The 13,865-nt window shown below is 41.6% G+C and carries 11 protein-coding genes; 8 read left to right on the top strand and 3 right to left on the bottom strand.

The window, feature by feature from the left end; all coding sequences use genetic code 11:
* Nucleotides 1-21 precede the first annotated feature (21 nt).
* Both AC1RM2_RS14360 and cysM read left to right on the top strand, forming a co-directional pair.
* Entirely contained in the window at nucleotides 22-1,161 is a 1,140-nt protein-coding gene (locus tag AC1RM2_RS14360; RefSeq protein WP_492985793.1) for a serine hydrolase domain-containing protein, read from the top strand.
* Between the two features lie 117 nt (nucleotides 1,162-1,278).
* Nucleotides 1,279-2,151, top strand: coding sequence for a cysteine synthase CysM (gene cysM, locus AC1RM2_RS14355; protein ID WP_492985792.1), 873 nt, complete (start codon nucleotides 1,279-1,281; stop codon nucleotides 2,149-2,151).
* Nucleotides 2,152-2,155: 4 nt separating this feature from the next.
* On the opposite strand, the gene AC1RM2_RS14350 is transcribed toward cysM, so the two are convergent.
* Together AC1RM2_RS14350 and AC1RM2_RS14345 are read right to left on the bottom strand one after the other, a co-directional pair.
* Entirely contained in the window at nucleotides 2,156-2,653 is a 498-nt protein-coding gene (locus AC1RM2_RS14350; protein ID WP_492985790.1) for a hypothetical protein, read from the bottom strand.
* A gap of 23 nt (nucleotides 2,654-2,676) precedes the next feature.
* Entirely contained in the window at nucleotides 2,677-3,861 is a 1,185-nt protein-coding gene (locus tag AC1RM2_RS14345; RefSeq protein ID WP_492985788.1) for a THUMP domain-containing class I SAM-dependent RNA methyltransferase, read from the bottom strand.
* An 83-nt stretch (nucleotides 3,862-3,944) separates the two neighbouring features.
* Between AC1RM2_RS14345 and AC1RM2_RS14340 the strand changes: the two genes are divergently transcribed.
* The 5 genes from AC1RM2_RS14340 (at nucleotide 3,945) to AC1RM2_RS14320 (ending at nucleotide 10,490) form a co-directional block, all read left to right on the top strand.
* Nucleotides 3,945-4,310 (top strand): DUF3127 domain-containing protein, encoded by a 366-nt coding sequence (locus tag AC1RM2_RS14340; protein WP_477365536.1) that lies wholly within the window; start codon nucleotides 3,945-3,947, stop codon nucleotides 4,308-4,310.
* A 187-nt stretch (nucleotides 4,311-4,497) separates the two neighbouring features.
* Complete coding sequence (locus tag AC1RM2_RS14335; RefSeq protein WP_492985786.1) at nucleotides 4,498-6,318, top strand: sensor histidine kinase; 1,821 nt, start codon at nucleotides 4,498-4,500, stop codon at nucleotides 6,316-6,318.
* 216 nt (nucleotides 6,319-6,534) lie between these two features.
* The gene (locus AC1RM2_RS14330; protein WP_090638958.1) at nucleotides 6,535-7,227 is read left to right on the top strand and encodes a response regulator transcription factor; all 693 of its coding nucleotides are present in this window, start codon (nucleotides 6,535-6,537) and stop codon (nucleotides 7,225-7,227) included.
* Between the two features lie 294 nt (nucleotides 7,228-7,521).
* Nucleotides 7,522-8,163, top strand: coding sequence for a tetratricopeptide repeat protein (locus tag AC1RM2_RS14325; protein WP_492985784.1), 642 nt, complete (start codon nucleotides 7,522-7,524; stop codon nucleotides 8,161-8,163).
* Between the two features lie 185 nt (nucleotides 8,164-8,348).
* Nucleotides 8,349-10,490, top strand: a complete 2,142-nt coding sequence (locus AC1RM2_RS14320; RefSeq protein WP_492985783.1) for a carboxy terminal-processing peptidase — start codon at nucleotides 8,349-8,351, stop codon at nucleotides 10,488-10,490.
* Between the two features lie 162 nt (nucleotides 10,491-10,652).
* Here AC1RM2_RS14320 and porX read toward each other — a convergent pair whose 3' ends face one another.
* The gene (gene porX / locus AC1RM2_RS14315) at nucleotides 10,653-12,206 is read right to left on the bottom strand and encodes a T9SS response regulator signal transducer PorX (RefSeq protein WP_492985782.1); all 1,554 of its coding nucleotides are present in this window, start codon (nucleotides 12,204-12,206) and stop codon (nucleotides 10,653-10,655) included.
* Nucleotides 12,207-12,470: 264 nt separating this feature from the next.
* Here porX and AC1RM2_RS14310 point away from each other — a divergent pair, with 264 nt between their 5' ends.
* Entirely contained in the window at nucleotides 12,471-13,706 is a 1,236-nt protein-coding gene (locus tag AC1RM2_RS14310; protein ID WP_492985780.1) for an HD domain-containing protein, read from the top strand.
* Nucleotides 13,707-13,865: the final 159 nt, after the last annotated feature.

Below are 13,865 nucleotides of genomic sequence, written 5' to 3'. Positions count from 1 at the left end.
CAAAATATACCATCTGCAAAAATGAAATCACTTAGCCTGTTTGCAATTACCTGCCTGTGTTTTATCAGCTTAAATGCAACCGCCCAAAACAACATAAAAATATTGAGTGATAATCAGCTCAAGACCAAACTCGATTCGGCAGTTGATAAAGGAGCGAGGATTTATATGGATACGCCCAATACCGTTGGCATTTCCATTGGAGTTTATAAAGACGGCAAGGCCTATACATATAATTACGGCGAAGTAAAAAAGGGAACGGGCAAACTCCCCACAGCCGATAATTTTTATAACCTTGGCTCGGTAGCCAAAACGTTTGTAACTACCATGCTGGCCCAGGCTGTTATCGAAAAAAAAGCCAGCCTTAATGACGACATCAGGAAATACCTGCCAGGCAGCTATCCAAACCTTCAGTATAATGGACAGCCTATCAGGCTTGTTAATTTGGCCAACCACACATCGGGATTGCCAGGGCAGGCGCACCCGTTTCCTAAAACGATAAAAGACAGTTTAAGAAAACTGACCTTGCCAGAACAGCTTCATTTTTATGATGTGTATAGGGCCGATAGCCTGCTAAAGGACCTGCACAACTTAAATCCGGATACCATCCCGGGTACAAAATTCAGGTACAATGGTAATGGTATGATGGTTTTGATATTATTACTGGAGCGTATTTATCATCAGCCTTATGAGCAATTGGTAACACATTATTTAAAAACGCATTTAAATATGGCCGATACCAAAACACAAATTGATATACATTCTGATAGGTTGGCCCAGGGTTATAGCAGCAACAATCAGCCCCAGCCATTTTTAAACTTAACCGACTATTACAACGGCCCAAGCATGAACTCGACTATAAACGATATGCTTAAGTATATCAAAGCCAATTTAGCCGAACAAGACCCGGCCATAAAACTAAGCCACCAACTCACCTGGAAAAACCCCGACAATACCGGCATCGGTTTAGGGTGGATGATGGATGTTGATTATAAGGGCGCACCAATTATTTATCATGACGGGCATACCGGTATCGGCTTTAATACCATGTGCCTGTTTTATCCCGGTAAAAGTCTGGGCTATATTATTATTGTAAACGACAACATCGATCAGCAGCGCCTTACCGATTTGCAAACAAATATTCAAAAGGTACTTGATAAGTAATAAAGTAGTTTTAAAGTCAATTCGGGAGCTATTGGCTCCAATTTAAATATTACTGCTAATTTTGTTTCCCGGTAACCAGGAGCAACCCTGCTTACATCTACCCAAAACAAAACAACAATGGCCACACTGATTGATTTAATAGGCAACACGCCTATGGTTGAAATAAAAAAGCTAAACCCCAACCCCAACGTGCAGATATTTGCCAAGCTGGAAGGCAACAACCCCGGCGGCAGTGTTAAAGACCGCGCATCGCTCAACATGATCCGTAGCGCTATTGAGCGCGGTGATATTAAACCCGGCACCAAATTGATTGAGGCAACCAGCGGCAACACAGGTATAGCACTGGCTATGATTGCGCGGTTGTTTGATTTAGAAATTGAACTGGTAATGCCATCAAACTCCACCCGCGAACGCACACTGACCATGGAGGCATTCGGCGCCAAAGTTACCTTGTTGGAAGGCATTGAACTTTGTCGCGATTACGCCGAAGAAAAGGCGGCCACCGGCGAATTTTATTTGGTAAACCAGTTTGCCAACCCCGATAATTTTGGCGCGCATATTAAAAGTACCGGCCCCGAGATTTGGCGCGATACGGAAGGCAAAATAACCCACTTTGTAAGCGCCATGGGCACTACCGGTACTATTATGGGCTGCTCCATGTACCTTAAACAGCAAAATCACGATATCCAGATAGTGGGCTGCCAGCCTACAGAGGGTTCGTCTATCCCCGGCATCCGCAGGTGGCCCGCGGCTTATCTGCCAAAAATATTTGATGCATCAAGGGTAGATAGGGTGATGGATATTTCGGAAGAAGAAGCTACCCAAAGCGCTCGCGAACTGGCCAAAGTGGAGGGTGTGTTTGCCGGTATGAGCAGTGGCGGCGCCTTATCTGCAGCTATAAAATTAGCATCTGAATTAACCGAAGGCCTAATCGTATTTATCTGCTGCGACCGTGGCGACAGGTATTTGAGCAGCGAGTTGTTTGGGTAATGCCTTATTTCCCCAACTCGTAACTAATAACCACAGTTGGCAATAACGTAGCGTTATCAAGCGGAATTTGATTATCTGTAATTATTGGCTTACGTTGGGCATAAAAATCAAACATGTGCTTCTCCAAACTCTTGCCCGGTACAGCCGGGGGAATGAAGCCTACAGAGAAGGGCAGCACAAAATCATGAACCTTTTCATGATCAGGAATTATCCATTTATGGTTTGATTTTTTTAAAGCTTCAATAATAGGCGCCGTTAAAACATAATCATCAGCATAATAAATCACTATTCTTGTTATCGTGCCCTTCGTATCGGCGGTAAATTTAAAAACCGCTGTTCCGGCGGCCCTTTTCTTAATTATTTCGGGCGACACAACAACGCTGTCTTTAAAAAAAGTACTCATCACCGGTGCGCCTCCCTGGAAAGGGAACGCAAGCTGTGTTTGCGCCATAGCGCAAGCTGATGATAATACTGCTACGGCTAATAATATGATCTTTTTCATTAATGTGTTCTTATGTTAACTGGTTACTTGGGCTGTGGGCGTTCACTTGGGTCGCGCTTGCTGCCGTCATATAACTCATACTCAAATAAACGGCAATCCAGCTTGCCATTGTAAAACTCAATTCTGCGCGATGGGCGTAAGCCTATTTTTTTCGCAAGGTCGGGATTTCCTGTAAAAACATAGCCCCTGTAACCAAGGCATTTCTTTTTCAAAAAATCGCCCATTCTTTTATAGGTAACTTCCAGTTTGCTGTGCACACCCAGGCGTTCGCCATATTCCGGGTTAAACATTACTACTCCAGGTTCCTCAGGTACTTCGGTATCTTCAAAGTCACAAACAGCAAAATCAATTAAATGTTCTACTCCCGCAGTTTTAGCATTTTTTTGGGCGATATCAATAGCATCTTCAGATATATCTGTGGCGATGATTTTAAAGCCTGTTTCCTTTTTAGCCTTATCCTTTAACTTACGGCGCTCTACAAAAAATACATTTTCATCGTACCCCATAATATGCATAAAGCCATAGTTCATCCTGAATAAGCCGGGATGCTTATCGGTAGCCAGCAAAGCTGCCTCAATAGCCAAAGTACCAGATCCACACATCGGGTTAATAAATGTGCTCTTCCTGTCCCAGTTGGTAGCCATAATGGTTGATGTGGCCAAAGCTTCAAGCATGGGGGCTTTGCCGGGTATTTTGCGGTAGCTGTGTTTGGCAAGTGTTTCGCCCGATGTATCCATAAATATATCGGCCTCATCATCCTGCCAGTACAAGTGCACCAGGGTTTTATTGGCTTCGGCGCCTGAGTTAGGGCGAATGCCTTTAACCTCCTTGATCCTGTCAACAATAGCATCTTTCACCTTTACGTTGGCAAACAAAGGCGTAAGTATATGCTCGTTATTAACGTTTGATGTAACCGAGAAGTACCCGCTGAAATCGATCAGTTTTTCCCATTCAATGGTCACTAACTCGTCGTATAGTTCTTTAGGGTCGGCGGCTTTAAAACTTTTTATTAAATAAAGCACCTGGCTTGCGCAGCGCAGGTTTAAGTTAAGCGCTATGGTATCTGTAACTGTGCCCTTAAGCTCTACCCCGGTTTGAAAAACGCGGACCGGTGTATAGCCCAATGCTTCTACCTCCTGTTGAAGATAGCCTGACAATCTTTTATTGCAGGTAATTATTATTTTACTTTCGTTGTGGAAAACTTGCATGATATTTTGCGAAATTAAGCATTAAAAACGCCCTATTTTAATTTCTTATCTATTAACTTTACATTTTAAATTATTTGAAGATTATGGAAGTTAAAGGTAAAGTACATGAAGTGTCGCCAACACAACAGGTAACCGACTCACTAAAGAAGCGCGAATTGATATTAGAATATATTGAAAACCCTCAATATCCTGAATATTTAAAGTTCGAAGCTATACAAGATCGCTGTGCTTTGATTGACAATGTAAAGATAGGCGATGACGTTGAAGTTTTCTTTAACCTGCGTGGCCGCCCGTGGACTGATAAAACAGGCAAAAAAAGCTATTTCAACTCGTTACAGCTATGGAAAATTAACGTTCTTGCAGGTGCAGGCGCAGCATCTTCACCGGAGTATGCAGCACCGGCCGCAGACATCAGCTCATCAAGCGATGACGACGATTTGCCTTTTTAATTGGTTTGTCATTTGCATAAAATATAAAAAAGGCCTCAAATGGGGCCTTTTTTTATTGCCTTTCCTTCCCTGTTTAAGCTACCGGCAATAGGTTAAATTTCAAAGCGTTATTATTAATTGACAATTGTTAAATTTTGTTAAATAGCCCCTTTGTTGGGTTATTTAAAATATTTTTGTTTGTTGACAGATGAAGAAACGTAGTATTGGCTTAATTATTGGCTTAATGGGGCTTGCACTTTTGGGTGTAATGGCTATGCAATTGTATTTTTTAAGACAATCATACCAAATGCAATCCGAGCTTTTTGACCGCTCTGTTAACGAGGCCCTTAACAACGTGGTATCAAGAGTAGCCAAACAGGATGCCAACAACTTTTTAAATTCAAAAGCCCAGGTTAGAGCAGCCGAAATAGACGACGCGGGAATAAAGGTTGTAAAAAGCGCTGAAAACAAACCCTTCACTCCTAAAGTGGGTAAGCGGCAAACCCTGAGGCAAAAAAAAATAGCCCTGCTGCGCGATAGTCTTGAACGCATGATTAAACATCAAAAACTTGATGATGAGTTAAGCGATTTACTACAGCAGGAAGGAACCGTGGATATTAAAGTTACCATGGCACAATTTACCGATGATGCGGGCATAGTGCATGCCAGCTACAAACAGCAGGTAATTGGCACGCACATTACCCATACCGCAAAAATACCCCATAAACTCCGCAAATATGATACGCTGCGTTACGAATACCCCGATCCGCAATTTGGCAAGCAGCTGATTTTGATACCGCGCATTAACCCCCTTTGGCAGCGCGAACAAGTGCGCAAGCAAAAGGAAAGGCAAGTTGCCCAGATCAAAAAAATGCTGGAAACCGATTCGATCCAAAACGTAAGCGTAAACACAAACCCTGGCAAGACAAATGTTATAGCCAACCTGGCCGAAGAGTATAGCAGATCGGGACAACCACTCACCAAACGTTTAAACCTGCTTTGGATAGATACACTTTTACGTTTTGAACTGCATAACAAAGGGATATCTTTGCCCTTTAGCTACGAAGTAAGTACAGCCAGCAGCGATTCGCTTATATTTTCCAGTGCCAATGACCTGGAAGGTAACAAACCCGTGTTTATTCCTGCCAATACCTATCAAACTGCTATTTTTAGCCGGGATGTTATTAACGATCCGGGGAAGATCAAACTATCGTTTCCGCAAAAGAACTCACTCATCTTAAGCAAGATGACTGCCACCATGGGTACTACCGGCGGTTTGCTTATCGTTTTGATATTTTGTTTTGGATATACCATTTTCTCTATCCTGAAACAGAAAAAGGTATCAGAGATGAAAATAGACTTCATCAATAACATGACCCACGAGTTTAAAACCCCGGTATCAACCATCATGATTGCCAGCGAGGCTTTAAAGGACAGGGAAATTACAAACGATCAAAATAGGGTATTGCGGCTGGCCAATATAATTTTTGAAGAAAACGAACGTTTAGGTAGCCATATAGAGCGGGTATTAAATATTGCCCGCATTGAAAAAAATGATTTTAAGCTTGATAAAAAGCCGCTTGATGTAAACGATATGATTGCGGTTGTATTGGATAGTATGGCACTTAAGCTGCATAAATGCAATGCTAAAACAACACTTGAACTGGAGGCCGAAAACGCGGTAATTGTGGCCGACGAACTTCATTTTTCAAACGTGTTATATAACCTTATCGATAATGCAATAAAATATAGCCATGAAAACCCCGAAATAACCATCAGCACTTTTAATAAAAACGGGCAGGTGTTAATTAAGGTGGCCGATAAAGGTATAGGCATGAGCCGCGATCAGCAAACAAAAATATTTGAACAGTTTTATCGTATTCCTACAGGTAACCTGCACGATGTTAAAGGTTTTGGACTGGGCTTAAGCTATGTAAATACCATTGTAAAACGATTGAACGGCAGCATCAGCGTAAAATCTGAAAGAGAAAAAGGATCGGAGTTTGAATTGAAATTCGCGGTGGCTTAGTTAGTTCGGGGAGTCAGAGAGTCCGGAAGTCGGAAAGTCCGAAAGATGTTGTGTGATAAACCTTACTATCTATTTAAATAAAAAACTGTCGGGCTATCTGACATCCAAACTTAAAAATAAAAACTTCCGGACTTTCGGACTTTTCCGACTTCCGGACTAAAAAACAAAAAAACTTTCCGACTTCCGGACTTCCGGTCTTTCGGACTATCAAAGCAAATGAAAAAAATACTACTGGTTGAGGATGATGCCAATTTAGGTTTACTGCTACAGGACTACCTGCAGCTGAAAGGGAAATTTGATGTTATCTTGTGCAAAGATGGCGAAGAAGGGCTGCGTACATTTACCAAACATGTATTTGATTTGCTGATACTGGATGTAATGATGCCCAAAAAAGATGGCTTTACCCTGGGCAAAGATATCAGGAAAATAAACCCCAACGTACCCATCATTTTTGCCACCGCCAAAGGCATGATCGAAGATAAAACCCAGGCCTTTAACCTTGGCGGTGATGATTATATTACCAAGCCATTCCGGATAGAAGAGCTGTTGCTGCGCATAAACGCCTTGCTAAAACGATCCAGCGGTACCGAAAAAACTGAAGAGGAAAAGCAAACCAGTTTTAAAATTGGCCGCTATACTTTTGATTATACCTCGCAAATCATTACCATAGGCGAAGCACTCCAAAAGTTATCTACTAAAGAAGCCGAACTATTACGATTGCTATGCATGCGTAAAAACGAAGTGCTTACCCGCGAAGAAGCCCTGCTGAATATATGGCACGACGATAACTACTTTAATGGCCGCAGTATGGATGTGTTTTTAAGCAAAATTCGTAAGTATTTAAAAGATGACCCCAATGTCGAAATCATTAATGTACATGGCAGGGGCTATAAACTACTAATCAATTAGCGGCAGCCCGATAGTATTATTGAGATGGCTATAAAATTTTAATAGAAGCCCGTGGTCGTCCCGTGTGCGTTTTTGATTGATTTTTTAAACTATAAAGAAATTTTATTTTGTCTTATTATCAATACTTTAGCAGATGCCGTATTACGCGAATACAACATTATATCCCCGCGCTCCGTTAAATCCACTTATCAAATAAATGAGGCTGGTATTTCCCGCTTTTAGGGTATTGATTAACTGGCTTTTATAATTATATTTGTTTACTGATTAATTTATTAAACTCAGACAAAAGGCTCAATGAGGTATCTTTTACTAATTATCTTATGCTCGGCAAGTATAACCGCATCGGCACAATGGTGGGTAAAACCGGCTAAGAGCATAGGTAACGTATTTAAAAAACACGAACGCTTTCCGTTGATTGCTGATGTAAAAGACCACTCCATTGGCCGGCTACCTGCGGCTCAGTTAGCTAAACATAAAATTACAACTGTTAAACTTGATCTTGCCTCCTATTCGCTTTACCTGCAGGAGATGGCGGTAATGAAAACCGCCCAACATAATATGAGGTTCCGGGTATACAACGCAGCAAGCTACAATTTTAGCGATCTGGCACAAATGTACCTGAAGCAAAACCGCTTATCTGAAGCTAAATGGTATTGGCTGCAAAGCCTCCTGATATCGCGCCAGCAAAACGACGACAAGCACACCATTACCAGCTTAATGGGGCTGGCAACCTGCAAAGCAGGCTATGGCGATTTTACCCAGGCCATGCAGGATTTGAACGAAGCCCGCGATATGGCCAATAACCGCGGCTTTACGGCCGATGTTGCCAGCATTAACAAACAAATGCGCTACCTGCAAGACAATAAAGATAACCCTAAAGCCGAGATCCGTTATGCGGAGACCGCCGAGCAGGAGCCAAAAAAGGTAATTAAATAAATTTTTTATGTAACAATAGCGTAAAATGCCATTGCTTGTATACTACAAGCAAAACATTATCGTATAATTGTTATTGTTATTAAGAGACAGCATTTTGACTGTCTCTTTTTTTTACATTAGCAATAATTTATTAGGCACAAGTATTGATGTTTTACACCACTCCCGATTTAACTACAGTAAAAAATATGTTTAAGAAAGTATATTTATTAGTATTACTGGCCGCCGCACTCGCATGTAAGGCATCGCCATCAAAACCAGTTAAGGTTGCAGCCTCAGATTTGCAGCCCGATGAGCAACAGGTTATCGTTTGCAAAAAAATAGCCGAACTGATTACCAATTACAACTATAAAAAGGTGGAATTGAATGATTCTATATCAACAATTATATACAACCGGTACATCAAATCATTAGATGAAAACCACAGCTATTTTTTAGCATCAGATGTTAAAGATTTTGAAAAGTACAAAACGGTGCTTGATGATGATATTAAAGAAGGTAACCTCAATGATGCTTTTTATATTTTCAATGTGTTTCAAAAAAGGTACATTGAACACGTAAACTACTCGCTGGCGCGCTTAAACAAAAGCTTTGATTTTGATAAAAAAGAATCATTTGTTTATGATCGTGATAAACTGCCATGGCCTGCCAATCAAGCCGAAATGGATGACATGTGGGGACAGCGCGTTAAATACGACCTCCTGAACCTGAAAATAGCCAGCCCGGACATGGCTAAAAATAAAGAAACACTTAAAAAACGTTACGAAAACTTATTGTCACAAGCCAATAAGCTCTCCAACCAGGATGTTTTTCAATATTTTATGGATGCCTTTACCGAGGCTATCGATCCGCATACCAACTACTTCAATCCCTCGAACGCGGCTAATTTCAATATCGAAATGTCTCGTCAGTTAGAAGGTATAGGTGCTTCCCTGTTAGTTGAAAACGAATACGTAACTATCAAATCAATAGTACCGGGTGGCCCCGCTGATAAAAGCAAACAAATTACTATCGACGATCGCATTGTTGGTGTTGCACAAGGCAAAGAAGGCGAGTTCCAGAACGTAGTTGGCTGGAGAGTTGAAAATGCTATCGCCCTTATTCGCGGCACTAAAGGCACTACTGTAAGGCTTGAGATTTTACCGGCAGGAGCTGGTGCAGGAAGCAAACCCAAAACTGTGGAAATGGTGCGCGAAAAAATTATTTTAAAAGATCAATCGGCCAAAAAAGAGATTCGCAACTATAATAGTAATGGCAAAGCAGTTAAAATAGGGGTAATATCTATCCCTGCATTTTATATCGATTATAATGATTACAAGGCGGGCAACCCCAACTATAAAAGTACCACTCACGATGTTAAATTATTGCTGGATAGCCTGAAACAGGAAAATGTTGATGGTGTAGTGATTGACTTACGCGAAAATGGCGGGGGCTCGTTAATGGAGGCTATCGAGCTTACTGGTTTGTTTATCAAATCGGGCCCGGTAGTACAGGTTCGCGATACCAAAGACCAGGTGGATGTAGAGAAAGATGAAGATCCAACGGTTACTTATTCAGGTCCGCTGGGTGTACTTGTTGATCGTTTTAGCGCCTCTGCATCCGAAATTTTCTCTGGTGCTATACAGGATTATGGCCGCGGATTAATTCTTGGCACTCAAACTTATGGTAAAGGTTCGGTACAAAACGCCATTGACCTTGACAGGATCCTGGGTTCGCCAATACGCGATAAAATAAAAGATTTAGCTGGAAATGTTGCCGGAACAAAAAAGATGAAGGTTTCAACCGGTAGCCAGAGTACCTATGGTCAGTTAAACTTAACGATAGCTAAATTCTACCGTATCAGTGGCAATTCAACCCAGCACAAGGGTGTTATGCCCGATATCCAGTTCCCATCATTAATTCCTTTGGATAAATATGGCGAAGACACCGAGCCTTCGGCAATGCCTTTTGATGTGATTGAGAAAAGCGATTTTACCAAAGCCGGTGATTTTACTGCGGTATTGCCACAGCTTAAAAAAATGCATGATCAACGTATGGCTACCAGCGATAGCTACAAATATATGCTGGAAGATATTGCCGACTTTAAAAAACACGATAAAGAAGGTAGCGTAACCTTAAACGAGGCTGATTTGAAAAAACAGCGCGATGCTGATGAGCAAAAAGCACTGGAACGCAACAACCTGCGCCGTGTAGCATTAGGCCTTCCTGCACTCAAAAAAGGCGACAAACGACCTAAAGACGAAGATCTCGACTTTGTAAAACGCGAGGTAGGCCAGATCATGACTGATTACATCAGCTTAGGGTCGAAGTTTACGAGTGTGAAACCGTAAACTATATATGCAAATGTGCAGATGAATGAAAAAGAAAAAGGCCTTTCAACAATGGAGAGGCCTTTTTCTTTTTGTCTTTTTTGCGATTAAACTAAAAAGCCTGTCGGGATATTTGTTATCCGACAGGCTTTTTTACTCCCCCTTCAGGGGCTGGGGGGCTTCCTACTTCGGCCCGTAAGTCACAATAGGTATAATCATCTCCTCTAACGAAATACCTCCGTGCTGGAAGGTTTCATTATAAAAATTAACAAAATGATTGTAGTTATTGGGGTATACAAAATAGCTGTCCTCCTTGGCAAATACAAAGCTTGAACTTAGGTGCAGCTTGGGCAGCATGGCATCGTGCGGGTTACGGATATGGAACACTTCTTTGGCGTTATAATTCAGGTTTTTGCCTTGCTTGTAACGTAGGTTGGTGTTGGTATTCCTGTCGCCTACAATTTTGCTTGGGTTTTTTACGCGGATGGTACCATGATCGGTAGTAATCACTACACGCACCTGTTTCTGGGCCAAAAACTTCAACAGATCAAACAGGGGCGAATGCTCAAACCACGAGAGTGTTAATGACCGGTAAGCCGCATCATCACTTGCCAGCTCGCGGATCATCTGCATATCGGTACGGGCGTGCGATAGCATATCCACAAAGTTGTAAACAACCACATTCAGTTCGTTGTTCATCAGGTTGCTAACCGACTCATTCAGCGCACGACCTTCGTCGATATTCAAAATTTTATGGTACGAGTATTTACAGTCGCGGCGTAAAACACGCTTCAAATGATCGGCAACAAACTCCGATTCGAAAAGGTTTTTGCCACCCTCGTCCTCGTCGTTTTGCCACATTTGCGGGTAACGTTTTTCCATATCCAAAGGCATAAGGCCGCTAAAAATGGAGTTACGGGCATATTGCGTTGCTGTAGGTAAAATACTGTAGTAGGTATCTTCTTCCTCCATCCTGAAATACTCGGAGATGATAGGGTTGATGATCTTAAACTGATCGTACCGCAGGTTATCTATCAATATAAAAAACAACGGCCCTTTGCCATCCATTTTAGGGAACACCTTCTTTTTAAACAATTGCGGCGAACTTGTAGGCGCCGACTCGGGATTTTTTATCCAGTTTAAATAGTTGCGTTCAATAAATTTGCAAAACTGCATGTTGGCTTCGGCCTTTTGCATGGTCAAAATCTCGTGCATGCCGGCATCTTCCAGTTTCTCCAGCTCCAGCTCCCAGTAGATGAGTTTTTTGTAAACATCAACCCATTCCTGGTGGCTCAGGTTGTCATTAAGCGTCATGCCCAGTGTACGGAAGTCCATTTGGTAGGCCATGGTAGTTTTTTCGGTTACCAGGCGCTTATTTTCCGTGAGTTTTTTAATGGTAAGCAGTATCTGTTTGGGGTGCACCGGCTTAATCAGGTAATCGTCTATTTTTGAGCCGATGGCATCTTCCATCAAATATTCTTCCTCGTTTTTGGTTATCAGCACAATAGGGACATCATTATTGATGTTTTTTATTTGCTGTAGCGTTTCCAACCCGGTTAGGCCCGGCATGTTCTCATCTAAAAAAACAAGGTCGAAGTAGCCACTTTTGAAAGTATCAACAGCATCGTTGCCATTGGTTACAGTGGTAACTTTATAGCCTTTTTCGCTCAGGAAAAGTATGTGTGGTCGTAACAGGTCAATTTCGTCATCAGCCCATAAAATGGTGGTATCTTGCATAGTATCTGGATTAAAATTATTCTGAATCAGAATTTTCAGGATTTGAGAATTTTCAGAATTGTTGAATAAGATTAAGTTGATTCAAATACGCTACTTTTAAATAGCGACATTCTGTTAATTCTTTAATTCAGAAAATTCTGATTCTGACTTGTAAACCCCAAAGGGACGCTTTTGTTGTTGATTAGTAAAGGTATTAACAAAATTTAACAAACATCACCGGCTTATTTTACCTTTGTTTTACATTTTTGCACTTTACTTAATCCATTGAACAAAAAGAAAATAATAAACGATCCGGTTTACGGTTTTATCAGCATTCCAACCGAACTGATATTCGACCTGATTGAGCACCCTTACTTTCAACGGTTAAGGTACATTAAGCAATTAGGGATGACGCACCTGGTTTATCCCGGCGCGCTGCACACTCGTTTTCATCATGCTTTGGGCGCCATGTACCTGATGGATACCGCTATAGAAACCCTGCGCAACAAAGGCCACAACATAAGCGACGAAGAGGAAGAGGCTGTTACCATTGCTATATTGCTGCACGATATTGGCCATGGCCCGTTCTCACACGCCTTGGAGCGCACCATTATTGAGGGGATTGACCATGAGGATATCTCATCCATGCTGATGAGTAAACTTAATGAGCAGTTTGATGGCCGCTTAACCATGGCTATCAGTATATTTAACAATACCTTCCCCCGTAAATTTCTGCATCAGCTGGTATCAAGCCAATTGGATATGGACAGGCTGGATTATCTTAACCGCGATAGCTTTTTTACAGGTGTATCCGAAGGGGTGATCAGCTCCGAGCGGATCATCAAAATGCTGAATGTTAAGGACGATCACATTGTAGTTGACGCTAAAGGCATTTACTCCATTGAGAAATTTTTGATTGCCCGCAGGCTCATGTACTGGCAGGTTTACCTGCATAAAACTGTAATTGCCGGCGAAGAATTGTTGGTAAAGATATTTAAACGCTGCCGCGAGCTTACCCTGAAAGGCGAGGATCTTTTCGCCACACCTGCGCTAAAGCATTTTATAAAAGGCGGTATTAGTAAAGATGCCTTTATGAACCAGGACCATCACCTGGAAACTTTTGCCAGTTTGGATGATACCGATATTATGGCAGCAGTAAAAGTTTGGGCCGGGCACAGCGATTTTATACTATCAACCCTATCGCAAAACCTGGTTCAGCGCAAGTTGTATCATGTAGATATCAGCAATAAGCGCCCTGATAAGGAGTTTGTGAACTCGCTTATAAAAAAGGCGATGAAAAAATACGGTATAAGTGAGCAGGAAGCCGGGTACTTTGTTTTTACCACATCCATACGTAATAATGCCTATACCGCCGGCGATGGCAACATAGGTATATTAATGAAGGATGGCAACGTGCACGATATTACAACGGCCAGCGACAACTCCAATTTGGAGGCATTAGCAAAAACCGTAAAAAAATACATACTTTGCTATAGCAAGAATTTAGTATCAAGTAGTTAGTATCTGAAGAATAGTAGTAAGTAGCAAGTATCAAGTATCAAGATTTTTTGTGTAGCGGAACGATCCTAATTCAATGCAGCTGTCTTGATACTTACTACTTGATACTAATTATTGCAGCTATCTTGATACTAAATACTTGATACTTGATACTCAATTAAT

The organism is Mucilaginibacter sp. GW822-FHT03E02 (genome assembly GCF_058801545.1).
The sequence above is the reverse complement of the archived record's forward strand: the minus strand, read 5'-3'. Positions and strand labels throughout refer to the sequence as shown.

Bases quoted from the DNA above. Each gene is read 5' to 3' on its own strand.
- AC1RM2_RS14360 (WP_492985793.1), top strand. From the start codon at position 22: ATGAAATCACTTAGCCTGTTTGCAATTACCTGCCTGTGTTTTATCAGC.
- cysM (WP_492985792.1), top strand. From the start codon at position 1,279: ATGGCCACACTGATTGATTTAATAGGCAACACGCCTATGGTTGAAATA.
- AC1RM2_RS14350 (WP_492985790.1), bottom strand. From the start codon at position 2,653: ATGAAAAAGATCATATTATTAGCCGTAGCAGTATTATCATCAGCTTGC.
- AC1RM2_RS14345 (WP_492985788.1), bottom strand. From the start codon at position 3,861: ATGCAAGTTTTCCACAACGAAAGTAAAATAATAATTACCTGCAATAAA.
- AC1RM2_RS14340 (WP_477365536.1), top strand. From the start codon at position 3,945: ATGGAAGTTAAAGGTAAAGTACATGAAGTGTCGCCAACACAACAGGTA.
- AC1RM2_RS14335 (WP_492985786.1), top strand. From the start codon at position 4,498: ATGAAGAAACGTAGTATTGGCTTAATTATTGGCTTAATGGGGCTTGCA.
- AC1RM2_RS14330 (WP_090638958.1), top strand. From the start codon at position 6,535: ATGAAAAAAATACTACTGGTTGAGGATGATGCCAATTTAGGTTTACTG.
- AC1RM2_RS14325 (WP_492985784.1), top strand. From the start codon at position 7,522: ATGAGGTATCTTTTACTAATTATCTTATGCTCGGCAAGTATAACCGCA.
- AC1RM2_RS14320 (WP_492985783.1), top strand. From the start codon at position 8,349: ATGTTTAAGAAAGTATATTTATTAGTATTACTGGCCGCCGCACTCGCA.
- porX (WP_492985782.1), bottom strand. From the start codon at position 12,206: ATGCAAGATACCACCATTTTATGGGCTGATGACGAAATTGACCTGTTA.